Below are 20,581 nucleotides of genomic sequence, written 5' to 3' on the forward strand. Positions count from 1 at the left end.
GGGGAAACCGTGGTGACAACCGTCGACCTTACGGCGTTGCGGCGCGACATTGCGTCTTTAAGCGAGCGAGATGCGCTGGAAGCGCATGCGCAGCGCAGCGCCTTTGGTTTTGGCGACAGAAGCATCGACAAAGTGCTTGGCAAAGGCCTGCAACGGGGAGCCCTGCACGAGGTCTTTTCAGCTGAAATGAATGATGCAGGAGCAGCAACCGGATTTGTCATCGCCCTTGCCTTGCGCTCTTCCTCTGGTCAAAGCCCTGTTATCTGGCTCGAAGAAGATTTTGCAGCTCAGGAACATGGCTTTCCCTATGCGCCGGGGCTAAAAAATCTCGGACTGGACCCGGAACGTCTTGTGATCGTGCGCTGCTCGTCACCACAGGATGTTCTGAAAGCCGCATCGGACAGTCTTGGCATCAGGGGAACTGGCGCTGTCATCATTGCACCGTGGAGCAATCCGAAGTGCCTTGACCTCACTGCCACCCGAAAATTGCTGCTTACTGCCCAGCAGACGGATGTGCCCGCCTTGCTTCTCCGGCTGGGCGCCGTTCCTATCGACAATTCCGCCGTGACCCGCTGGATAATCCGCTCTGCGCCTTCGCAGTCCAGCGGCGCCAATGCACCCGGTCAGCCGGTCTTTGACGCAACCCTTATCCGCAACAGGCAGGGCATGACAGGCCATTGGATCCTGCAATGGGAGAGTGATGATCATGTTTTCCGACAGATCGAACCGGTTTCTGGCGCTGTGGTTTCCACACCTGCCCACCGACCGCCTCAAACGCGAAAATCCGCAACGGGCTAAATCCGATCAGTTTCTGATCGTGGTCGACAAGGTGGCCAATGCCCTGCGCCTGACTGCACTCGATGAGAGAGCCACCAAGGCAGGATTATATAAGACCATGGCTTTGACCGACGCCCGCGCGCAATTTGAACAGTTGGACATTGCCTTTGCTTCACCGCGCAAGGATGCAGTCCTTTTGGAAAAACTGGCCGACTGGTGCGACCGCTATACGCCGCTGGTGGCGCTTGATGGCTCCGATGGGCTCATGCTCGACATCACAGGCTGTGTGCATCTTTTCGGTGACGAAGAGACGATGCGGAAAGACATCCACCAACGCCTGAACCAGCATGGCATGATTGTCCGCTCTGCCATTGCAGGCAATGTCCCGGCTGCCCATGCCTTTGCCCGTCATTCGCCGGGAGGGGTTATTGACGATACCTCACTCAACGAGAAATTGCGCCGTTTGCGGCTCGTCAGTCTCGACATTGAAGACGTGCATCTGGCCGGATTGAAACGGGCGGGCCTGCGTAGTGTTGGGGATATTGAGGTGCTTCCCCGGGCAGCCCTTGCCGCCCGTTTCGGCTCAGAACTTATTGACCGTCTGGATGCGCTTTTCGGCTACGCGAACCAACCAATCTCCCCCCGGCGCATTGTGCCGGTCTGCATGGTCGAACGGCGAATGGCCGAACCGCTGATTGTCATGGAATCCGTTGAGCTTGTACTTCACGGGCTGGGCGACGAACTCTTCAGGCAATTGCAGCAGCGCGTCGAGGGCGCGCGGGAAATCGAGGCTTCCTTTTTCCGCGTCGACGGAAATGTCAGGCGTATCAGCATTCAGGCAGGACAGCCGCTTGTTGATACAAAAACCCTGTTCAGACTGTTGAAGGAACGGTTATCGACGCTTTCCGAGCCACTCGATGCCGGTTACGGTTTTGATATTATCCGCCTCGCTGCCGTACGGGTCGAGCGAACGCAGGCCCTGCAGAAAAGTCTCGACAATAATATTCAGGAAACCGAGGAAATCGGTAGCCTGATCGACCGGCTCTCCATTCGTCTCGGCACGAACAGGGTCTTGCGCCCGCATGCCGTCGATACGCACATTCCTGAACGTGCCGTTTCGCTGGAACCTGCATCGCAGACGACGACAACCCCGCCCGTTGAATGGACACCGGATCATCATCCGGGTGAACCACCCGAACGCCCCATCCGGCTATTTCAGCCGCCGGAGCGAATCGAAACCATGGCAGGCGTTCCCGATGGTGCACCGGCTCAATTCGTCTGGCGAAAAATCAGGCACAATATTGTTCTGGCTGAGGGGCCGGAGCGCATCGCGCCGGAATGGTGGCGTGAACATGCGGGCGCTCTGACACGGGATTATTATCGGCTTGAGGACAATCAGGGGCATCGCTTCTGGGTGTTCCGCGAAGGTCTCTATGAGCGCGGGCAGACCACACCGCGCTGGTATCTGCACGGACTCTTTGCGTGATGGCGAGCTATACGGAGCTTGCCGTCACCAGCAATTTCTCTTTTCTCGAAGGCGCATCACAGCCGGAAGAACTGGTACAGGCGGCGGCATTGCTGGGCCTTGAAGGCATTGGCATTGCAGATCGCAATACGCTTGCCGGGGTTGTACGCGCCTATAAGACCCATAAGGAATTGACGGAGGAAGAAGGGGTAAAGCTCAATCTCTATATCGGCTGCCGGCTGATGTTCATTGATGGAACGCCAGATATGATTGTCTACCCGCGCGACCGCGCAGCCTATGGTCAGCTTTGCCGCCTTTTGAGCGAGGGTAAAGAGCGGGCAAAAATCAAAGGCCTGTGCCATCTTGTGCTTGAGGACTTCCTTTTCCGCGCTAAGGATTTCCAGACGGCAGTTATGCCTCCGGCACACCCCGACAAAAGCCTCGGACCTTTGCTGAAAAAACTCGCCGTGGTTGCTCCGGGCTGCGTCTGGCTTGGGCTCGCCATGTCCTATAAGGGAGCAGACCGGCGTTATGGTGAGCGGCTGGAGCGAACAGGCCTCGCTGCTGGCGTTCCTCTGCTGGCGGTCAACAATGTGCTCTATCACACACCTTCCCGTCGTCCCTTGCAGGATGTGCTGACCTGCATTCGCGAGCATGTGACCATTTATACGGCGGGACGAAGACTGGAACAGAATGCGGAAAGACATCTGAAATCACAGGAGGAGATGCAGCATCTTTTCCGGCATTTCCGCTCTGCCCTTGAGGAAGTCCCGCGCTTCGTCAAACCGATCACCTTCTCCATGGGTGAGTTGCAATATCTCTATCCGGATGAACCGGTGCCACCGGGTAAAACGCCACAGCAGCATCTGGTCGACGAAACGTGGAAAGGAGCTGCAAAACGTTATCCTGAAGGCATTCCTGATATGGTCCGCGACCTCCTGAACAAGGAGCTGACGCTGATCGGAACGCTTGGATATGCACCCTATTTCCTGACAGTTCATGATATCGTCACCCATGCGCGGTCATTGAACATCCTGTGTCAGGGACGCGGTTCATCCGCCAATTCAGCCGTTTGCTATTGTCTGCATATCACCGCTGTCGATCCCACCAACGGCAATGCGCTTTTCGAACGCTTTCTTTCAGTAGAGCGTAAGGAACCACCCGATATCGATGTCGATTTCGAACACGAGCGGCGCGAAGAAATCATGCAATGGGTTTACGAGCGCTATGGTCGACATCGCGCCGCCATTGTCGCGACTGTCATCAGCTATCGCCCGCGCAGCGCCATCCGTGATGTCGGCAAGGCGCTGGGATTGACGGAAGATGTAACCGCTGCCCTTGCCAATACGGTGTGGGGCAGTTGGGGTACAACCGTGGAGCAGCATGAGGTGCGTCAGGCGGGACTCGATCCTGAAAACATCATGATCCGCCGCGCCGTCAAACTGGCGACGGAGCTTATGGGTTTCCCCCGCCATCTCTCGCAGCATGTGGGCGGTTTTGTTCTGACACAGCAACGGCTGGATGAAACTGTTCCCATTGGTCCGGCAGCCAAAAAAGATCGCTCTTTTATCGAGTGGGACAAGGATGACATCGACACACTCAGGATTATGAAAGTCGATGTGCTATCACTCGGCATGCTGACCTGCATCCGCAAGGCTTTTGATCTCATTCATCTGCATAAAGGCGGCGAACGCTACGAACTTGCGACTGTCCCGCAAGAGGATTCTCGGGTTTACGACATGCTCTGCAAAGCCGATTCCCTTGGAGTGTTTCAGGTGGAAAGCCGTGCCCAGATGAACATGTTGCCACGGCTGCGCCCGAGGAAATTTTATGATCTGGTCATCGAGGTGGCTATTGTGCGTCCTGGCCCCATTCAGGGCGATATGGTTCATCCCTATCTGCGCCGTCGAAATGAGATTGAAAAAGTTGATTATCCCTCTCCGTCTCCTGAGCATGGTGACAAGGACGAACTGAAAAATGTTCTGGCAAAAACCCTTGGCGTTCCACTGTTTCAGGAACAGGCCATGCGCATTGCCATTGAAGCGGCAGGCTTCACCCCTGATGAAGCCAATAAATTGCGCAGCGCCATGGCAACATTCCGTAATCGCGGCACCATTCATAAAATGCAGGAACAGATGGTCGAAGGCATGGTGCGTCGGGGATATGAACGCACCTTTGCGCAGAACTGTTTCAACCAGATCAAAGGCTTTGGCGAATATGGTTTTCCGGAAAGCCACGCGGCGAGTTTCGCCATTCTTGTCTACATTTCCTCGTGGATCAAATGTCATCACCCGGAAGTTTTCGCTGTCGCGCTGCTGAACTCCCAGCCCATGGGTTTCTACGCCCCGGCTCAGATTATCCGCGATGCAAGAGAACACGGGGTAAAAGTGCTTCCGGTCGATGTCAATTTTAGTGAGTGGGACAATACGCTGGAAAAAGACACCAATAACCAACTCGCGATGCGCATGGGCTTTCGACAGGTCGACGGCTTCTCTAAGGCTTGGGCGGAGGAGATTTGCAAAATGCGGATGCGGCCTTATGTGGATATCGAAGAAGTGCGCCGCATGACACGGCTGGAACGCCGCGCCTTTGTCCTGCTTGCCGATGCAGACTGTTTTCGCTCGCTTCGTATCGACCGGCGCGAAGCACTCTGGGCTGTTCGCAGATTTCCAGACAACACAACTCTACCCCTATTTCAAATTGCTGAAACCAACGAACTGGCACAGGAACCCGCGACGCTATTGCCGCAAATGCAAATGGCCGAGCATGTCATTGCCGATTATGAATCCATCCGGCTCTCACTCAAAGGTCACCCCATCCAGTTTCTGCGTCAATCTCTTACAGCTGAAGGCGTGGTGACCTGCAAACAGGCGACGTCCATGACCAGTAAAAAGCGCGTCAAACTGGCAGGCGTCGTGACTGTTCGGCAAAGACCGGGTAGCGCCAAGGGCGTCGTGTTTATGACGATCGAGGATGAAACCGGCATTGCCAATATCATCGTCTGGTCAAAGATAATGCGCATCTATCGCAAGGAAGTCATGAGTTCCCGTCTCATCCTCATTGAGGGTGTCGTGCAAAGCAGCGATAACGTCACGCATATCGTTGCTGGCAAGCTGATTGATCGCACGGCTGACCTTTACCGTCTTTCCGAGCAATTGCCGTCTTTGCCCGTATCTCGCGGCGACGAAGTGGTGCATCCGGTTCCCGATCAATCGAGAGCTCGCCATCCACGCAATGTGCGCATCCTACCCAAATCCCGGGATTTTCATTAGGCCTGTTTACGGCTTTTGACCAAGGCGGTCCGATCAATGGCGGTGATCATGCAAATTTCCAGATCACCAATACCATCAAGTATTTCTTCACTCGAAATACCAGCTGCCTCCGCATCGGCGGTGCATTTGGCTACAAGCTGTTTTGGCCTTGGATCATGATGCGCCATATCCGCCGGACGCGTTGCATGGACATTAGCTTCAATCCAATTATTGACGAAATCAATCGCACGTTGGCTCATGCTGTCCTCCTATATACCTCCAGTCAAAACTGCCGGCGGCGGAGAAGGTTGCGAAAAAAGCAGAATATCACACTGCCTCTTTTGCCCAAACCGTAAACTTGGTTAGCACATTGGGGCCAAAAACATTGGTCAGCGGAACATCCGCTGCATCCCGTCCATGTGCTACTTTAACGCGCCCTATGCGCGGCTTGTTGTTGCGCGGATCGAATGCATGCCACTGTCCACCCAGATAAACTTCCATCCAGGCACAGAAATCCATAGTGGAGTGCGGCAGAGGGACGCCAATATCGGTGATGTAGCCAGTGCAATAGCGGGTCGGAATATTGAGGCACCGGCAAAATGCCACCGCCAAATGGGTAAAATCCCGGCAAACGCCACGGCCTTCCCAATAGCCCGATGCAGCTGTACGTGTCGGATTGGAAAACTCGTAGCCGAATGTAATGTGATTATGGACATAATCACAAACCGCCTGAACCCGCGGCCAGCCTTCCTGCGTGTAGCCGAAAAGCCGCCATGCGTCCTCACTCAATACATCCGTCTCACAATAGCGGCTGCCCAGAAGATAGACCAAAGTTTCAGCGGGCAAGTCCTGCACCCGGTGCTGGACGGAATCCAGAACAACCGGATCAGGCATACCGCTGTCATGAACCACCGCATTGGTCGAGCAGGTGAATGGACCCGGCGCGGCAAGGATACGATTGCACCAATTGCCGAACTGGTCGTGATAACCATCAACGCTGGAGCCCAGTGTCGCCTCAAATGTCTCAATGCCTTCAATGTCATCCACCCGCGAATGATGCACATTCAAAATGGCAATCAGGGGCGTTTCCTGCGCGAAATCGAAACTCAACTCACACCCGACACTCAGTCTCATCAGCAGGCCCCTCAAGATATTGGATTATTATTTTTGGAATGATGTTCAAGACGACAGACTATCAGACAAAAAGCAACCGGCTCGATGACGAGCCGGTTAGAACGTTAAATCATATCGGCGATCACGCCCGGTCAACGACCTTCTTGACGGCATCCTTGGCCTTGCCCTTCACCTGCTGGGCATCGCCCTTCAGTTCCTGAGCCTTGCCTTCGGCTTGCAGCTTCGTGGAACCTGTCGCCTTGCCGGCTGCCTGTTTGATGTTACCGGCTGCCTTGTTTGCAAGTCCGGAAATCTTGTCACTTGTGCTACCCATCGGGGAACTCCTTGCGTGTTTGTTCACGCACTCTAAACGGCCCAAATGGCATCAGGTTCCAACGACCAAAGAAATATTCAAGATATTGAAAATAAAGTGAAATATGAATTTTTTATGCGAGAAAACCCGGCGCCCACGGGGGAACAGGCACCGGGTTCTGAACGTACCGACCACCATGTGATCAGCTAATTTGAAACGTCACAGAATTGTCTTGGTTCCCATCAAGTCATTGCTTTCTGCAAATGCCCGGATCATCAGGCGATCAAAGCCACAGCTTCTTTGATGGACGAGGAAAAATAGCAATTTTTGGTCGACCCAACGATCTTTTCACCCTCGACATTCCCAGAATCTTCCGCCCAGAAACCAATGATGATTTTAATGCGCGCGTTGCGCCGCCGGATACGGCGAACGAGATAGCGGGCATGCGCTATGGAAGACGTGTTGAGATAGCTGACATAAACAGCGCTCGCATCCGTAAGATCAAGTTTATCGATATTGACGGTCTCAAGTTCATCATGGGTAATATCACGAACATCGAAATCTTGCCGCTCCAGAATGTCGCCGACAATGACTGCCGCTGCATCGTCAAGATTGCCACGCCCGCCCGCCGAGATGATCGTCTTCGGTTTTTTGGTTGTATCGTTCTTTGCTTTTGCAGGTTCGGCACTTGTTGCATCCTCATCCGCTTCCTCTTCCATATCCTCATGATCGGACAGGTTTTCAACGAGGCGTATCATGCTCTGTACAACCCTGCCGCGACGGGACGCATCCAGCACACCCCGCCCCCGGTCGTGTTCGGCCAGAAACAGTGCGGGCACAGCAACCGATACATAATAATCGCTGATTGTTGACGACTGGAGATAGTCCTCTGCCTTCTCTGTGGCTTCATCAGGATCGCCTGACAATAACCGCTGATAAAGCTGTTGTGGCGGCAGCAGCACAGGCTCGTTGCCGAGCAGCACATCGAGAAACTCGAAGCGCGGCACATGGCGACCAAGCACGACGAGGCAGACCGTCAGTGGGGTGGAAAGAAGAAGCCCGATAGGACCCCATATCCAGGTCCAGACAATGGCCGCGAGCAGAATGGCAACCGGCGAGAGCCCGGTCCTTGAACCGTAAAGCACAGGCTCCATAATGTTGTTGCTGATGAGTTCCAGAACGATGAACAGGGCAGCGGTCCACAATAAAAGCATCCAGCCGGGGTCGACCGCCAGTGCAAGAATAAGCGGGAAAGACGCGGCGATGAATGGGCCGATATAGGGCACAAAGCGCAGCGCAATCGCCAGAAGACCCCAAAGCATGGGATTGGGAATACCGATAAGCCAAAGACCAATCCCGATCGGAACACCAAAGCAGATATTGATGACCAACTGCATCAGGAGATATTGGCCGACACGCTTGCCCGCATCATGCAAGGCTGTCGTCGTGCGATGAATATCGCTGGCCCCCACGAGTTTTATAAAGCGATCACGCAAATCCTCGCGTCGCAGCAACATGAAGATGACAAACACAATGACAATACCAACCGTCGCCAATGGCTGGATCAAGGGTCCGGCAACGGTTTGCAGCAATTGCAGGGGATCAGGCGCAGGATAGCGAATTTCCACCGGAACGGGCTTGTCGGGATCGTCCTTGCGCAGAGCCGGCCGGTTTTGCTGGTCCGCCGGTGCCACATTTTGCGGCGGCTGGGCCTTTTGATCGTCATTATTATTGGCAGCAAACCGCTCCACTTCATCGGACCGGCCAATTTCCTCGCCAAGGCGTTTGAACATACGCACGCCGCGATCAAAAACACCGTTGCCCGACTGAGCATCTTTGATGGTCCGGATCTTCGCCTCGATATTATACTGATAACTTGGCAAATTCTGCGCCAGCACTGTCAACTGACCAACCACAATTGTGGCAAACAGGAATATTGCAATAAAGGCGGTCAGCACAACGCTGATAACCGACAGAACTTTTGGAATTCCGAAGCGATGGAGATAAGTGACCAAAGGCGACAGGGCGAAGGTCAAAAGCAGCGCCAACGCAAGCGGAACCAAAATATCCCGGGCAAAATAGAGCGCACCAATCACGGCAATGGCAACAATAACGGGCGGAAATTGCATTCGCCCGTCAATCTCCGCCTGAGTTGGCGCATAAACTGATTTTTGCGTGACGCGCTCTACCGCACGAGGCGAAGTCTTCCGCGTAGTTTCAGACGGCATAATCGCCCCACTCCCCCGAAATCATACAATCCCTCTCCATTTGAAACACGCCACTGAAACGAAGCCGGCTGAATTTGGTTGCATCAGCCATGCTGACATCGCTGCAAAGCGGACAAAATCATCGTCTTGCGATCAGACGGTCCGAAATAGAGGCTGCAATGCCCCGGAACAAAAACCGATATCGGAAGTTTTCAGAATAACGGACCGCTCAAAAGGAGAGAGGCAGACATGCCAGTGACCACCATTCTGATTATCATTCTGATACTGGTCCTCATCGGCGTATTTCCCAGCTGGCCCTACTCGCGGGCATGGGGTTACGGCCCGTCCGGCCTGTTTGGTATTGTGCTGGTTATCCTGCTTATCCTGCTTCTTTTGGGCCGCATCTAATTGAAATGCTTGAATTCTGACCTGACCCACAGATCAGACATCACAATCAGGAGTTACTGAATATGCTGCGTGGAGTTTTGCTTTGGCTCATCGGCTTGCCATTACCGATCATTCTCATTCTCTGGTTCCTTGGCTACCTTTCATAGGAGCACTTCAACCCATGTCCTTTGCGCCGGCCACTGGGCCGGCGTTTCTTTCTCATCATTACATTACACAGGAACCATATTCCCATGATGAAACGCCTCTTGATCACCACCGCTTTGATGACAGTTCTGACCACCTCCGGCTTCGCTCAGAGCCAGGGTTCCAACCCGACGGAAATGCGCGGAATTTTTAACGAAGCGGCCAAGCCCGTGCCAAGCGCCGGACGCTATCTGAAAGCCGAGCGAGGACAAATTCTGACATCAGGATTAATCGGGCAGAAAGTCTATACCGGCCCTCAGGATGATGCTGTCTCCATCGGCGGAGTAAAAGATGTGGTGCTCGATGCCAATGGTATGGCGCAGGCTGCAATCGTCGGTGTGGGTGGTTTCCTCGGTATCGGCGAGAAAGATGTGGCTGTTGTATTGAATGACCTGAACTGGGCAGACCGCGCGGATGGTAGCCGTTGGCTCGTTATCACCACCAGCAAGGAGGAGCTCGAAAAAGCACCCGCCTTTGACAAGGCTGCATTGGCTGGCGAAGGCGTTTCTGCAGAATTTGCAAAACCCGCACTTCAGCCCGCAAAGCCTGTGCCGGAAGCAACAACAAGCGTGCGCGATGGTTTGAAAGCGGTACCGGCAACTGCTGTCAGCGCCGAAAAGTTGATTGGCACAACGGTCTACGGGTCTGACGAAGAGACATTGGGCACAGTGGGAGATGCCCTGATGACGCCTGATGGTCAGGTGGAAGCATTTGTCGTGGATGTCGGTGGCTTTCTCGGTTTGGGAAAGAAACCAATCGCTATTTCAATTGAGAATCTTGACCTGCTCGCTGGCAAGGACGGCAAGATCGCTGTCTATACGCCGTTCACCAAGCAGCAGCTTGAAGCGCATCCAGCCTATACCGAGGAGGCTTACAAAGCGGATAGCGAGAAAATTCTGCTGCGCGGCAGCGCCGAATAGCACCTGTATACCATAACAAAAGTGGGCAGTTGCGTCGGCGATGGTCTTTGCTCCGCTTTGGAACCAATATCTGTGCGGGGCGTTTCCACCCATGAAACCTATATTTCTCAAGGAGTTCCTTTAATGGCGTCAGTATCTTCAAAAGTTCGCAAAGTCGTGGATGATGCAACCGAAACCAATCCTGATCTTCAGGCACAGGTGGCCGCATTGAAAGAGGATATTGCGAGCATTGCTGCGACACTCGCCAAAATCGGCAAGAATTCAGCGAGAGAGGCGACAAGCAATGCCTCCTCAAGCTTTGAAAACGCCCGTGCACGCGGTGAAGACGCTTTGGACGAAATCCGCTCGCAGGCAAAGGCAATCGAAGATCAGCTGACGGAGACTGTGCGGGAAAATCCTTTGACAACAGTTGCTGTCGCTGCGGGTGTCGGATTTCTTCTGGCTCTGATAGCCCGTCGCTGACATGCTGAAATTGCTGGCCCCACTTCTATCCAGTGCTGTTTCTGGAGAGCTCGGTTCTGCGGTGAACAGGGCGAAACGGCGTGCTATTTTCCTGGCGCTGATTGGCATTCTATCGGTAGTTGGCGCGGTCTTCCTGCTGGTGGCAGGCTACATCGCGCTAGCAGAACGTTTCGGCGAACTGCATGCAGCCCTGATTCTGGCCGGAGGCGCGTTCGTTCTCGCGCTGCTGGCCTATATCGTCATGAAAATTTCCGAAATAATTGCCCGCAAGCGCCAACGCGAGCGGTCAAAGGTTGATAAATCAACCCTTCTGACTATCGCTGCACTGGCAGCCGCGCCTACCGTATTGAAATCGCGCGGACTGCTGATGCTCGCTGTTCCCGTCATTGCTTTTGCCGGCCTCTCTCTCCTTACGAAGAAAAAGCCCTCAACCAACGACGATGTTTGAGCTTTCCTTTATCGGCATGGAAATCAGAACTTCCATGCCGGTTTCGGGATAACTCAACCGGACACTGCTCGACAAAACCTTATCCAGACTGCGCTCAATCAATCGCTCGCCCAGACCGCGGGCTGCCGGAGGCGTGACGCGCGGACCGTCTGTTTCCACCCAATGGATAACGACACGCGATTCATCGAGACCGGGTTCCGTCTGCCACGAAACACGCACCCGGCCATGTGCTGACGACAGCGCACCATGTTTGGCTGCATTGGTAGCCAGTTCATGCAACGCAATGCCAAGACCCAGCGCATGATCCGGCGGCAGAACCATATCCTCGCCCTCAAGAATGACCTGTGAGGGGTCATAGATCGCATAGGGCTCGACCTGTTTTGTAATGAGATCAATGAGACTGATGCCGCTCCATTCCCGATCCGACAAAAGCGTATGCGCCTCGGAAATCGCTCTCAGGCGGCCAGAAAATGCTTCCATGAATTCTGCCGGATCGGAGGTCCGGTTGAGCGTCTGCCGTGCCAGAGACTGCAGCATAGCCAGCGTGTTTTTGACCCGGTGATTCAATTCGCGCAGCAACAGCCGCGTTTTCTCCGCAGCATTGCGGGTGCTGGTGATATCGATATTCACACCAACAGCAACCAGCGGCTTGCCCGCCGCATCACGCTCGAAAATACGACCTCGACCCAATAGCCATTGACCTGACGATGCGGCGCGAAACTCACCGACGTAATCCTGATTATGGGCGAGCGCCCGTGTGAATGCGGATTTCATCAGCGGAAAATCATCCGGATGCATCGCACGAAACACATCCTCCCCATTGATCGGCTTGTCATCGTTGAGTCCAAGCATGGAATAGGCCATCTTGTTGCCTGTAAATTTCCCTGTTTTCAGGTCCCACACCCAACTGCCAACATTGCCGACCTCCAGCGCCATATCATTGCGCAACTCGTCTCTGTGCAATGTTGCAATGGAATTGGTGCGGCTTTGCGCATCACGCTTCAGGCCAAGAAACGAGCCTGCAAGCCGAGCCACCCGGTTGAGCTGGGATTGAAGCTGCGGCGCGATGGCATGAACGGGTTCAACGGATGCGATAATCAATGCGCCAACAGGCTCTTCTTCAACGCGCACAGGAACAGCTGCGACAAACCGCACTCCCTGGGCCGCGGACACGGCGTGGTTATCGGAAAAGCGCTTGTCTACGCGCGCATCGGGAATGACCAGACAATCATCCCCGGAGAAAGCCAGCGCGCCAGCACCGAAAACCCACAGGTCAGGCGATCGGTCGGAAATTGTTCCTGCTTGCGTCAGTATCTGGTTTTGGTTCTCTCCAACCAGCACAATTTGAGCCACGTCACTGCCCGACAATGACAACGCCAGAGACACAAGATCGTAAAGTTCATCCGGCTGAAATTCCAACTGACTTACAGCCGAAAGCACATCCAACCGAGCTGGGGCTGACAGAGATTCTGACATGTTTTCGGAAATATGGCCTGACTTCATATTCACATGACGCCCCTTGTCGAGCCGCCCTTACTTTCAACATTAAAACAGCTTCGGATATCAACGCGACGAATTACCCTTTGTTCCCCAATCGGAACATTTATTCGCCAGCGCCGTTTCTTTCTGATCAACACTGCAAGGGAGAAATTTATGCTCGAAGTGAAAGACATTCTATCCGACAATAGTCTGACCAGACCCGCAAAAATTGAAAAACTGCAGGAACTTTTAAGTGAAGCAAGAGGATTGCAACGCGCGGCAACCGAAGGCGGAATGGACACTGACGATGGTTCCACCCGCAACCTGCGCGATATCGAGCTTGCTCTTGAAAAGCTAAAAGCAGACTTGCCGGAGACCGGCGCGGCAACGCTCTGACGCGCCTTCATTCGTTTTCTGCCTTCTTTTTTTCTGGAGTCCCGCCGCTCTGGAGCGAAGGAAATGTAACCGTCACCAATGTGCCGCCGCTTGGGTTTGCAGCGTAGTTCACTTCACCTCCAAACTGTTGACACAGCTGCGCAACAATCACCGATCCAATACCGGATGCACGTTTTTGGAGCTTCTTCTGGATACCAACGCCGTCATCCGCAATATCAAGCACAACAACACCGTTCACATCATGCGCCAGACTGATTGCAATCGATCCGGCGCGGTTATGCGGGAAGGCGTGTTTGATTGCGTTCATGGTCAACTCGCCAATGATGATACCCAGTGTTGTGGCGTCGCGCGAACTCAGGTCAATGGGTTCAATATGGGAGCTGATCCGGATATCCCGGTCATGAATATGGGATTCTTTCAGATCAGCAATGATCTCCGGCAGATACTCATCGGCTCGAACAGTTTCGTGATCTTTGCCCAGCCGGAGGCGACGATGCGCCGAAGAAATCGTCTGGATACGATCACGCGCAGCACCAAGAGCTGCTCGGATTTCCTCCGACGACACATCACGCATCTGGATACCGAGAAGCGATGAAACTGTGGCCAATGAATTACCGATGCGATGATCGGAATCCTGAAGAAGCGTTTCGACACGCGCCCTCTCGCGCGTGGCCACCAGCATGGCTTTTTCCAGCTCGGCGGTACGCAGTTGCACCATTTCTTCCAGCTGTGATTTTTCAGAAAGGAGCGTTGATTGGCCCTCGGTAAGCTTGCGGACATAGCGCTTGGTACGGCTGGCGAGGATATAGGCCAGAATAAGCGCACCTCCGAGAGACGCAATTGACGCGATCGTAAGCCAGAATCGCAGGTCATCCATGGCAATATTGCGCGCGATCAGCCGCCGGTCCTCTTCAGCCAGAAAACCGTCGATGGTTTTCTTGATTTCATCCATTTGCCCGATACCGAAATCCGGTCCGAGCGAAGCAAGCGCATCGCTGTTGTTTCCGGCAAGCGACAGCGCAATAGCTGAATCAACTTTTTGCTGTTTCTGTTTCGCCAGCCCCTGAATTTGGCTAACGATGACCTGCTGGCGCGAATTGCCCCTTGTCATCTCGTTTAACGTGTTGAGCGATTCATCCAGATGCGTTGATGAAGTGCGATATAAATCGAGAAAGGCCGGGTTCTGGGTCAGAAGAAAACCACGCTGGTTGCTATGGGCCGCATTCAGAAGCGCCAGCGTACGGTCTGCCTGCTCGCGTACCCGGTACGTGGCGATGACGTCATCCATCTGGTTATTGAAACCGCGGGTCAAAATAACGGTTGATGCAGCCGCCGTGACAATCAGGACAAGCGAGATCAGGATTGCCAGCCCGCGCCCCGGTCTCTCGGAAAAACCCGTCAATAATCTGCGCCATTGCATCACATGCATTGCTCCAACCGGGTCGTTCACAACGACCTGCATTCCATGAATGACTAGATAAAGGGTCTCTGAACCTTCGGCAAACCCTGCCACCCCGATATATCCAGAAGCATTGCTTCATCAAGAACTTCACACCCGCGATCAACCCAGCGTAATGCACCGCGAGCGGCGAGTTTCTTGAGTGTCTTATTGGTATGCACAATAGACAGGCCAAGCGTGTCGGCGACATGCTGTTGCCTGAGCGGAGCGAAAAGTTTGTTGTCCTTCACCATGCCCACTGATTTGGCACGCTGGAAAATAAACGCAAACAGATATGCCGCACGCTCTAACGCAGAGCGCCTGCCGACACTCAGCAGAATTTCATCCAGCATCTGCTCTTCGCGTGATGCCAGCCATGTAATGTCATAGGCAAGACTGGGGAAATTGCGAAAAAGATTAGGTAACTTATCGCGTTGGAACATGCACAGAATGACTGGCGACATCGCCTCGATAGAGTGCTGCATCTCCTTCATCAGGGACCCTTGCAATCCGATAAGGTCACCGGGCAGTACATAGTTGAGTATCTGCCTGCGGCCATCTTCAAGGGTTTTATAGCGAAACGCCCACCCCGACAGAACCGTGAACAGATGCGCACTGTTGGCGCCCTCAACCAGAAACGTTGTACCGGTGTCAGCAACAAGTTCACCTGACTTGAAGCCAGATAGAAACGTTACCTCTTCCTTGTCATGCGGCTGAAAATGCGGAAAATCCTGTAAGGGACACTTTTCGCAAGGGAATTGCCGCACCGTTGAAGCTGAGCTTGTTTTCATGTTTTTCTCAATTGAGAGTTGCTCGGCAAGCTAGCACGATGGCGCTCAAATGCCCGATAATTCTTCGCATTTGACATGTCATAGTTAAATGACAGACATCAGCGATTGGGCGCATAGGCACTGTTTTTAGGAGCAGTGAATATGGAACTAACCGGCAAGCGACTTCTCGTTCTGGACGATGAATTTCTGATAGGACTGGAGCTGGAACGCATCGCCGAAGAGTGCGGTGCCAAATCTGTTCAAGTGGTTTCAACCGTTGCAGAACTGCTTTTCTGGGTCCAGAGCGGGCAGCCATGCGACATCGCCATTCTTGAAGTTCAGGCTCGAGGCGCTTCATCGTTCGAAGCAGCAATGCTTTTGCAACGACAGGGTACCCCTATTGTCTTCGTCACCGCCTATGACCAGCAAAGGAGTGGCATTACAGGCTTTGCCAATGTGCCTGTCGTCCTGAAACCCTATGGCAAGACCCAGATCCTGCAGGCAGTAGCAGCCGCATTTTCCAAGCCATCGCCAATGCCTCAAGGGACAAATGAGGATGATATTTCAGGCAAATTTGTTTGAGGTAACCTGGGTAGAGATAGAATCGGGCCCGTAATCCACCTCGCCCTGCACATCAAGAAGCTCTTGCAATCGCGTTCTCGCACGGCTCACCCGGCTCTTGATTGTTCCGACAGCGCATTCGCAAATATCGGCCGCTTCCTCGTAGGAAAAACCTGATGCACCGACAAGGATAATTGCCTCACGCTGATCATCGGGTAGTTTTTCCAAAGCCTTGCGAAAATCCTGCAAATCGAGTGATCCATATTGCGCCGGATGCACTGAAAGCTGCTCTGTGAAAATACCGTCGGAATCCTGAACTTCACGCCCGCGTTTGCGCATCTGGCTATAAAATTCATTGCGCAGGATTGTGAATAACCAAGCCTTGATGTTCGTGCCAGCCTCGAAAGAATCCTGTTTGGCCCACGCCTTCATGATCGTGTCCTGGACAAGATCATCGGCGCGATCAGGGTTGCCGATCAGCGATACGGCGAAAGCACGCAGCTTTGGCAGCGACGCAATCAGATTTCTCTTGAAATCAGGAGACTCATGTACCATTCGACCGCCTACTATTTTGACGACTGAGCATGGTTGCGTTCAGCTTCGTCGAGCTTTTCCAAAAGGTCCAGAAATCGCACAGGGATTTCCTCCTCCTGAACAGAGGCATAAAGTGCACGAAGCTTTAAACCGATTTCTGATTCCGCGTTTCTGACGTCGCGGCGGCGGACGCGTCCCTTGTCAGGGCCGTCGGAGAGACTTTTGTTTGCGTTCATTCTACTATCTTTGCTGGTCGTTCGTCGCAAAAGCTTTTGGCAGGCACATTAATGTCGATAATACCTTAGATGAGGAAAAGTTCCGTCACCGGGGAACTTTTTTTTCGCGAATGTGTTTTGGTTCGTATTCTTCTTCAATATCCCCAAGGGGAACAGGGAAATCATCATAATGTCATTGTCCACTCGGATCGCTCCTCATCTGCCCTACCTTCGTCGTTTCGCTCGTGCCATTACCGGTTCGCAGTCCTCCGGTGATGCCTATGTGGCGGCCACACTTGAAATTCTCATCAGCGATGTCTCCCTTTTCCCTGAAACGTCATCTGATCGCGTCAGTCTCTACAAGCTGCTGATCAAGCATTTCAACTCCGTCAATGTGCGGCCTCTCGAATTGCAATCGGAATTCGGCTGGGAAAAGCATGCCGCAGCGAATCTGACGGCCATTGCACCACGGGCGCGACAGGCTTTCCTTCTCATCAGCCTTGAAGGATTCAGTCAGGCCGAAACACTAGATATCCTCGATATTGATGAGCGGGAACTCTATGGCCTGCTCGATGAAGCCTCCGTCGGCATCTCCAAGCAGATTGCCACCGACATCATGATCATTGAGGATGAGCCGTTAATCGCCATGGATATCGAACACATGGTTGAAAGCCTGGGCCACAGGGTCGTCGGGATTGCCCGTACCCGGGATGAGGCGATCAAGCTATATGCCCAGACCCACCCCAGCATGATCCTTGCAGACATCCAGTTGGCTGACGGTAGTTCGGGTATCGATGCAGTGAACAATATCCTTAGCCAGGATGCTGTTCCTGTCATCTTCATCACCGCTTTTCCGGAACGTCTGCTGACTGGCGAACGGCCGGAGCCAACCTTCCTTGTCACCAAGCCTTTTAATCCTGACATGGTCAAGGCACTGATTACACAGGCATTGTTCTTCAAGGAAAGCAGCAAGGCAAAGGCATAAGACTGCTCAAAGCATTCCATCAAACTATCCGCATCGGAACAAAGTCTCTTTGGAAGCGTTCTGAAAGCAACAAGATAGGGAGATAAAAATGCTTTATTATGCAGTGGTTTTTCTGATTATTGCCCTTGTGGCAGGTGTATTGGGCTTTGGCGGAATTGCTGGCGCTTCTGTCGGTATTGCAAAGATTATCTTCTTTGTATTCTTGGCGCTGCTGGTGATTTCGCTGGTTGCGGGGCTCCTTCGCAAAGCCTAGTCAAAACGGGAACTTCCTTAAAACCGCCGGTTACAACCGGCGGTTTTTGCATTTCCGGCAGGTATCAATTTAGTCTGACGTTTGTAGCATTGCGGGTCGCCCCACTTGGTTGTAGTGGGGAGTYATAAAATGACAATAACGGTCAGGTTGCATCTCTTTAAGTGCAGCGTTGAAACTGGACGGCCCAATGATCAACTGGACATATTTCGCCCGGCGAATACCCATTGCCATACTGTGCTACACGGTAGGTGTCATCGCGTTGAGGCTGGCACTATCGCCGTTTCTCGATATTGATGAAGCGCAATTTGTAGGCTCAGTTGATTTTTCCTGGATCTACGGCAACTCACACCCACCGCTTTACAACTGGCTTGTCCGGCTGGCGCTCGACCTGACCGGCTGGAACTGGGTCGTCGCAACCGTCACTGTTCGGCTTTGCCTGCTTGGTCTTTACCACTGGCTTTCATTCGACACGGCACGCCGTCTGGGTGGGGATCGCGCAGGAGTATTGGCCCTGGCAGCCTCGGCTTTGCTGCCTCAAATCGTGTGGATGTCGATCCAGACAACGGCACACACACTTTTGGTAATTGTCGCGTCCATCGGCATCATTCATGCCCTGACGTTGATCCGCTCGGGACGAGGTTACACCGCTTATATCTGGCTTGGCGTTTGGGCTGCGGTGGGCGGGCTAGCAAAATATAACTTCTTCATATTCCTGTTCAGTTTTTTGATCGCCTGTGCGCTAAACCCCACCATTCGCCGTCAAATCTTTCGCAAACCAGCATGGATTTCCCTCGCCATTTTTGTGGCCGCTTTGAGTCCCATCGTCATTGCATCCGTTAACGCTCCATTGGCTGCAACAGCTGGACGTATGGTCAAACTCAACCATCCGATCCCGATGCTACAGCCATTCGATCTCCCATGGTTTGGGATAGACGGTGTTCTCAGCCTTGTTATTTCGGCATTTCTCTGGTCTGGCCCGGCTCTCCTGATCTTTTTGATTGGCCGACGCAAGGACGATCCAAAGCCCGCGCCCGACGGGGATGCCGATATGAGAAAAGTGCTCTTCCGCACTGTTGTCATCGGTTTGACGGCTTTTGGTCTGATTGTCCTTTTCGCCGATTATCATTCGGTGGCAGAGCGCTACATGGCACCCATTCTGGCACCAACTGCTATCCTGCTGGCACTTTATTTCCCGCAAAAATACGGCGCGCGAAATCTGCTGGTCATATCTGCAGGATTTTACATTCTTGCACCAATAGCCTTTGCCATTGTCATGCTGTTTGGTGCCGAACGCCTGTCCACACCGTTTGATGCCGTTGCAGGGGCTATTCGCGCGCAAAATTCGGCCCCTGCACGCATTGCGGGCGACAGACAGGATGACGCCGCCAATGTAGCAGTCCAGTTAAACTGGCCGCCAGCGAAGGGCAGTGCGGACGATATCGTTCTCATCTGGCGCGGCGGCGATGCACCAAACAAGGATACGCTTGAGCGATTACCGGTAGATGCTGTTGCGGTTGGCCCGATCACAAGGGTTATCGGCCCGTTGAAGAACTTCAGCGGTCGAACGAGAACCTTCAGCTTTCAGCGCTATTCATCTCATTCACCACTCCCGGATCAGAATAGCGACGGATAAGCCAGAAGACACCGACCGTATCGAGAAAAGCAACGGCAGCGCGATCGAAGAAGCCATATTTCGACACTCCGGCCAGACGCGGGCGATCTTCCACGTCGACCTCAATCACAGGCAATCCCGCCCGAATCGAGAGTGCCGGGAGGAAGCGATGCATATTGTCGAAGTAGGGCAATCCCTTCGCAATATGTGCTGGCAAAACCTTGAAACCACACCCCGCATCCCGGCAATTATCCCGGAGCAGGCGCTTGCGTATGAAATTTGCAGATTTCGATGTCAGCAATTTCACCACGCCATCATTGCGCCGCTTCCTGACACCGGCAAAAAGCACGGGTTGGGATTTTTCAATGCGTGACCAAAGTTGCGCAAGGTCCGACGGATTGTTCTGTCCATCGCCATCGAGCGTGGCAACCCATTTTCCTTTTGCTGCCTGAAATCCGCTCACCAGCGCTCTGGATTTACCCGTCCGCTTCGTATGCCGCAAAACCCTGACGTGATGACCGGCATTCAAAGCTTCCTCGGCTGAGCCATCGGTGGACCCATCGTCAACGATCAGTATTTCATAGGCTGCGACACCTGAAAGGGCCTGATTGATTTCAGTGACAAGTGCACCGATGTTTCCCGATTCATTGTAGACAGGGATTACGACTGTCAGGTCGGTCATTTCAAAAATCCAGAAGCCATGATGAGCCTGCCGCATTTCGATCAGATTCGGGTTATGCCCGGTCCGGTATGAAAATCATTGCATCACCGCAATGCGTCAGGAGATTAAA

Annotated in this window: 22 protein-coding genes; 12 read left to right on the forward strand and 10 right to left on the reverse strand. The window is 53.3% G+C overall.

Going from position 1 to position 20,581, the window contains the following annotated elements; all coding sequences use genetic code 11:
• The first annotated feature begins 12 nt into the window (after window positions 1-12).
• Genes AB4Y96_RS02635 through AB4Y96_RS02645 form a run of 3 tightly spaced genes read left to right on the forward strand, consistent with a single transcriptional unit; the run spans window position 13 to window position 5,514 of the window.
• Window positions 13-798, forward strand: coding sequence for an ImuA family protein (locus AB4Y96_RS02635; protein WP_441915485.1), 786 nt, complete (start codon window positions 13-15; stop codon window positions 796-798).
• Entirely contained in the window at window positions 707-2,263 is a 1,557-nt protein-coding gene (locus tag AB4Y96_RS02640; protein ID WP_441915486.1) for a Y-family DNA polymerase, read from the forward strand. Before AB4Y96_RS02635 ends, AB4Y96_RS02640 begins: the two co-directional genes overlap by 92 nt.
• The gene (locus AB4Y96_RS02645; RefSeq protein WP_441915488.1) at window positions 2,263-5,514 is read left to right on the forward strand and encodes an error-prone DNA polymerase; all 3,252 of its coding nucleotides are present in this window, start codon (window positions 2,263-2,265) and stop codon (window positions 5,512-5,514) included. The genes AB4Y96_RS02640 and AB4Y96_RS02645 overlap by 1 nt, the downstream gene beginning before the upstream one ends.
• Here the strand turns inward: AB4Y96_RS02645 and AB4Y96_RS02650 are convergent.
• The 4 genes from AB4Y96_RS02650 to AB4Y96_RS02665 all read right to left on the reverse strand — a co-directional run bounded on the left by AB4Y96_RS02650 (window position 5,511) and on the right by AB4Y96_RS02665 (window position 9,048).
• Entirely contained in the window at window positions 5,511-5,753 is a 243-nt protein-coding gene (locus AB4Y96_RS02650; protein ID WP_441915490.1) for a DUF768 domain-containing protein, read from the reverse strand. The two genes, AB4Y96_RS02645 and AB4Y96_RS02650, sit on opposite strands and share 4 nt — an antisense overlap.
• 67 nt (window positions 5,754-5,820) lie before the next feature.
• The gene (locus tag AB4Y96_RS02655) at window positions 5,821-6,627 is read right to left on the reverse strand and encodes a transglutaminase-like domain-containing protein (RefSeq protein ID WP_441915492.1); all 807 of its coding nucleotides are present in this window, start codon (window positions 6,625-6,627) and stop codon (window positions 5,821-5,823) included.
• A gap of 121 nt (window positions 6,628-6,748) precedes the next feature.
• Window positions 6,749-6,940, reverse strand: coding sequence for a CsbD family protein (locus AB4Y96_RS02660; protein ID WP_091879642.1), 192 nt, complete (start codon window positions 6,938-6,940; stop codon window positions 6,749-6,751).
• A gap of 254 nt (window positions 6,941-7,194) precedes the next feature.
• Complete coding sequence (locus AB4Y96_RS02665) at window positions 7,195-9,048, reverse strand: AI-2E family transporter (RefSeq protein WP_441915494.1); 1,854 nt, start codon at window positions 9,046-9,048, stop codon at window positions 7,195-7,197.
• Window positions 9,049-9,375: 327 nt separating this feature from the next.
• On the opposite strand from AB4Y96_RS02665, the gene AB4Y96_RS02670 reads away from it, so the two are divergent.
• The 4 genes from AB4Y96_RS02670 (at window position 9,376) to AB4Y96_RS02685 (ending at window position 11,547) form a co-directional block, all read left to right on the forward strand.
• Complete coding sequence (locus AB4Y96_RS02670; protein WP_091879639.1) at window positions 9,376-9,534, forward strand: DUF3309 family protein; 159 nt, start codon at window positions 9,376-9,378, stop codon at window positions 9,532-9,534.
• 233 nt (window positions 9,535-9,767) lie between these two features.
• The gene (locus tag AB4Y96_RS02675) at window positions 9,768-10,637 is read left to right on the forward strand and encodes a PRC-barrel domain-containing protein (protein WP_091880230.1); all 870 of its coding nucleotides are present in this window, start codon (window positions 9,768-9,770) and stop codon (window positions 10,635-10,637) included.
• Window positions 10,638-10,760: 123 nt separating this feature from the next.
• On the forward strand, window positions 10,761-11,099 hold the full coding sequence (locus AB4Y96_RS02680; protein WP_441915497.1) for a DUF883 family protein: 339 nt from the start codon (window positions 10,761-10,763) through the stop codon (window positions 11,097-11,099).
• Between the two features lies 1 nt (window position 11,100).
• On the forward strand, window positions 11,101-11,547 hold the full coding sequence (locus AB4Y96_RS02685) for a hypothetical protein (RefSeq protein WP_441915498.1): 447 nt from the start codon (window positions 11,101-11,103) through the stop codon (window positions 11,545-11,547).
• Here AB4Y96_RS02685 and AB4Y96_RS02690 read toward each other — a convergent pair.
• Window positions 11,527-13,050, reverse strand: coding sequence for a sensor histidine kinase (locus AB4Y96_RS02690; RefSeq protein ID WP_441915673.1), 1,524 nt, complete (start codon window positions 13,048-13,050; stop codon window positions 11,527-11,529). The genes AB4Y96_RS02685 and AB4Y96_RS02690 overlap by 21 nt on opposite strands.
• 6 nt (window positions 13,051-13,056) lie before the next feature.
• Between AB4Y96_RS02690 and AB4Y96_RS02695 the strand changes: the two genes are divergently transcribed.
• Window positions 13,057-13,422, forward strand: a complete 366-nt coding sequence (locus tag AB4Y96_RS02695; protein ID WP_244518251.1) for a hypothetical protein — start codon at window positions 13,057-13,059, stop codon at window positions 13,420-13,422.
• Window positions 13,423-13,429: 7 nt separating this feature from the next.
• Here the strand turns inward: AB4Y96_RS02695 and AB4Y96_RS02700 are convergent, their stop codons facing one another.
• Together AB4Y96_RS02700 and AB4Y96_RS02705 are read right to left on the reverse strand one after the other, a co-directional pair.
• Window positions 13,430-14,872 carry a sensor histidine kinase gene (locus AB4Y96_RS02700; protein ID WP_441915500.1) on the reverse strand — a complete coding sequence of 481 codons (1,443 nt, stop codon included), beginning with the start codon at window positions 14,870-14,872 and terminating at the stop codon, window positions 13,430-13,432.
• A gap of 23 nt (window positions 14,873-14,895) precedes the next feature.
• Window positions 14,896-15,651: a Crp/Fnr family transcriptional regulator gene (locus AB4Y96_RS02705; RefSeq protein WP_091879630.1), complete on the reverse strand. Its 756-nt coding sequence runs from the start codon at window positions 15,649-15,651 to the stop codon at window positions 14,896-14,898.
• 141 nt (window positions 15,652-15,792) lie between these two features.
• On the opposite strand from AB4Y96_RS02705, the gene AB4Y96_RS02710 reads away from it, so the two are divergent.
• Entirely contained in the window at window positions 15,793-16,212 is a 420-nt protein-coding gene (locus AB4Y96_RS02710; RefSeq protein ID WP_091879629.1) for a response regulator, read from the forward strand.
• On the opposite strand, the gene AB4Y96_RS02715 is transcribed toward AB4Y96_RS02710, so the two are convergent.
• Together AB4Y96_RS02715 and AB4Y96_RS02720 are read right to left on the reverse strand one after the other, a co-directional pair.
• Window positions 16,195-16,746: an RNA polymerase sigma factor gene (locus tag AB4Y96_RS02715; protein WP_091879627.1), complete on the reverse strand. Its 552-nt coding sequence runs from the start codon at window positions 16,744-16,746 to the stop codon at window positions 16,195-16,197. The two genes, AB4Y96_RS02710 and AB4Y96_RS02715, sit on opposite strands and share 18 nt — an antisense overlap.
• Window positions 16,747-16,757: 11 nt before the next feature.
• Window positions 16,758-16,961, reverse strand: coding sequence for a NepR family anti-sigma factor (locus tag AB4Y96_RS02720; protein ID WP_112522931.1), 204 nt, complete (start codon window positions 16,959-16,961; stop codon window positions 16,758-16,760).
• Between the two features lie 169 nt (window positions 16,962-17,130).
• Between AB4Y96_RS02720 and AB4Y96_RS02725 the strand changes: the two genes are divergently transcribed.
• The 3 genes from AB4Y96_RS02725 to AB4Y96_RS02735 all read left to right on the forward strand — a co-directional run bounded on the left by AB4Y96_RS02725 (window position 17,131) and on the right by AB4Y96_RS02735 (window position 19,811).
• Window positions 17,131-17,925: a response regulator gene (locus AB4Y96_RS02725; protein ID WP_091879624.1), complete on the forward strand. Its 795-nt coding sequence runs from the start codon at window positions 17,131-17,133 to the stop codon at window positions 17,923-17,925.
• Window positions 17,926-18,013: 88 nt separating this feature from the next.
• Window positions 18,014-18,178, forward strand: coding sequence for a DUF1328 domain-containing protein (locus AB4Y96_RS02730; RefSeq protein ID WP_441915502.1), 165 nt, complete (start codon window positions 18,014-18,016; stop codon window positions 18,176-18,178).
• A gap of 187 nt (window positions 18,179-18,365) precedes the next feature.
• Window positions 18,366-19,811 (forward strand): ArnT family glycosyltransferase, encoded by a 1,446-nt coding sequence (locus AB4Y96_RS02735; protein WP_441915503.1) that lies wholly within the window; start codon window positions 18,366-18,368, stop codon window positions 19,809-19,811.
• Here the strand turns inward: AB4Y96_RS02735 and AB4Y96_RS02740 are convergent.
• Window positions 19,753-20,472, reverse strand: coding sequence for a glycosyltransferase family 2 protein (locus tag AB4Y96_RS02740; RefSeq protein ID WP_091880229.1), 720 nt, complete (start codon window positions 20,470-20,472; stop codon window positions 19,753-19,755). The genes AB4Y96_RS02735 and AB4Y96_RS02740 overlap by 59 nt on opposite strands.
• Between the last annotated feature and the right edge of the window lie 109 nt (window positions 20,473-20,581).

The organism is Phyllobacterium sp. TAF24 (assembly GCF_052113785.1).
Classification (GTDB): Bacteria; Pseudomonadota; Alphaproteobacteria; order Rhizobiales; family Rhizobiaceae; genus Phyllobacterium.

Excerpts from the sequence above, each read along its gene's own strand:
- AB4Y96_RS02640 (WP_441915486.1), top strand. The coding sequence starts at position 707 with ATGTTTTCCGACAGATCGAACCGGTTTCTGGCGCTGTGGTTTCCACAC.
- AB4Y96_RS02645 (WP_441915488.1), top strand. The coding sequence starts at position 2,263 with ATGGCGAGCTATACGGAGCTTGCCGTCACCAGCAATTTCTCTTTTCTC.
- AB4Y96_RS02650 (WP_441915490.1), bottom strand. The coding sequence starts at position 5,753 with ATGAGCCAACGTGCGATTGATTTCGTCAATAATTGGATTGAAGCTAAT.
- AB4Y96_RS02655 (WP_441915492.1), bottom strand. The coding sequence starts at position 6,627 with ATGAGACTGAGTGTCGGGTGTGAGTTGAGTTTCGATTTCGCGCAGGAA.
- AB4Y96_RS02660 (WP_091879642.1), bottom strand. The coding sequence starts at position 6,940 with ATGGGTAGCACAAGTGACAAGATTTCCGGACTTGCAAACAAGGCAGCC.
- AB4Y96_RS02665 (WP_441915494.1), bottom strand. The coding sequence starts at position 9,048 with ATGCAATTTCCGCCCGTTATTGTTGCCATTGCCGTGATTGGTGCGCTC.
- AB4Y96_RS02670 (WP_091879639.1), top strand. The coding sequence starts at position 9,376 with ATGCCAGTGACCACCATTCTGATTATCATTCTGATACTGGTCCTCATC.
- AB4Y96_RS02675 (WP_091880230.1), top strand. The coding sequence starts at position 9,768 with ATGAAACGCCTCTTGATCACCACCGCTTTGATGACAGTTCTGACCACC.
- AB4Y96_RS02680 (WP_441915497.1), top strand. The coding sequence starts at position 10,761 with ATGGCGTCAGTATCTTCAAAAGTTCGCAAAGTCGTGGATGATGCAACC.
- AB4Y96_RS02685 (WP_441915498.1), top strand. The coding sequence starts at position 11,101 with ATGCTGAAATTGCTGGCCCCACTTCTATCCAGTGCTGTTTCTGGAGAG.
- AB4Y96_RS02690 (WP_441915673.1), bottom strand. The coding sequence starts at position 13,050 with ATGAAGTCAGGCCATATTTCCGAAAACATGTCAGAATCTCTGTCAGCC.
- AB4Y96_RS02695 (WP_244518251.1), top strand. The coding sequence starts at position 13,057 with ATGACGCCCCTTGTCGAGCCGCCCTTACTTTCAACATTAAAACAGCTT.
- AB4Y96_RS02705 (WP_091879630.1), bottom strand. The coding sequence starts at position 15,651 with ATGAAAACAAGCTCAGCTTCAACGGTGCGGCAATTCCCTTGCGAAAAG.
- AB4Y96_RS02710 (WP_091879629.1), top strand. The coding sequence starts at position 15,793 with ATGGAACTAACCGGCAAGCGACTTCTCGTTCTGGACGATGAATTTCTG.
- AB4Y96_RS02715 (WP_091879627.1), bottom strand. The coding sequence starts at position 16,746 with ATGGTACATGAGTCTCCTGATTTCAAGAGAAATCTGATTGCGTCGCTG.
- AB4Y96_RS02720 (WP_112522931.1), bottom strand. The coding sequence starts at position 16,961 with ATGAACGCAAACAAAAGTCTCTCCGACGGCCCTGACAAGGGACGCGTC.
- AB4Y96_RS02725 (WP_091879624.1), top strand. The coding sequence starts at position 17,131 with ATGTCATTGTCCACTCGGATCGCTCCTCATCTGCCCTACCTTCGTCGT.
- AB4Y96_RS02730 (WP_441915502.1), top strand. The coding sequence starts at position 18,014 with ATGCTTTATTATGCAGTGGTTTTTCTGATTATTGCCCTTGTGGCAGGT.
- AB4Y96_RS02735 (WP_441915503.1), top strand. The coding sequence starts at position 18,366 with ATGATCAACTGGACATATTTCGCCCGGCGAATACCCATTGCCATACTG.
- AB4Y96_RS02740 (WP_091880229.1), bottom strand. The coding sequence starts at position 20,472 with ATGACCGACCTGACAGTCGTAATCCCTGTCTACAATGAATCGGGAAAC.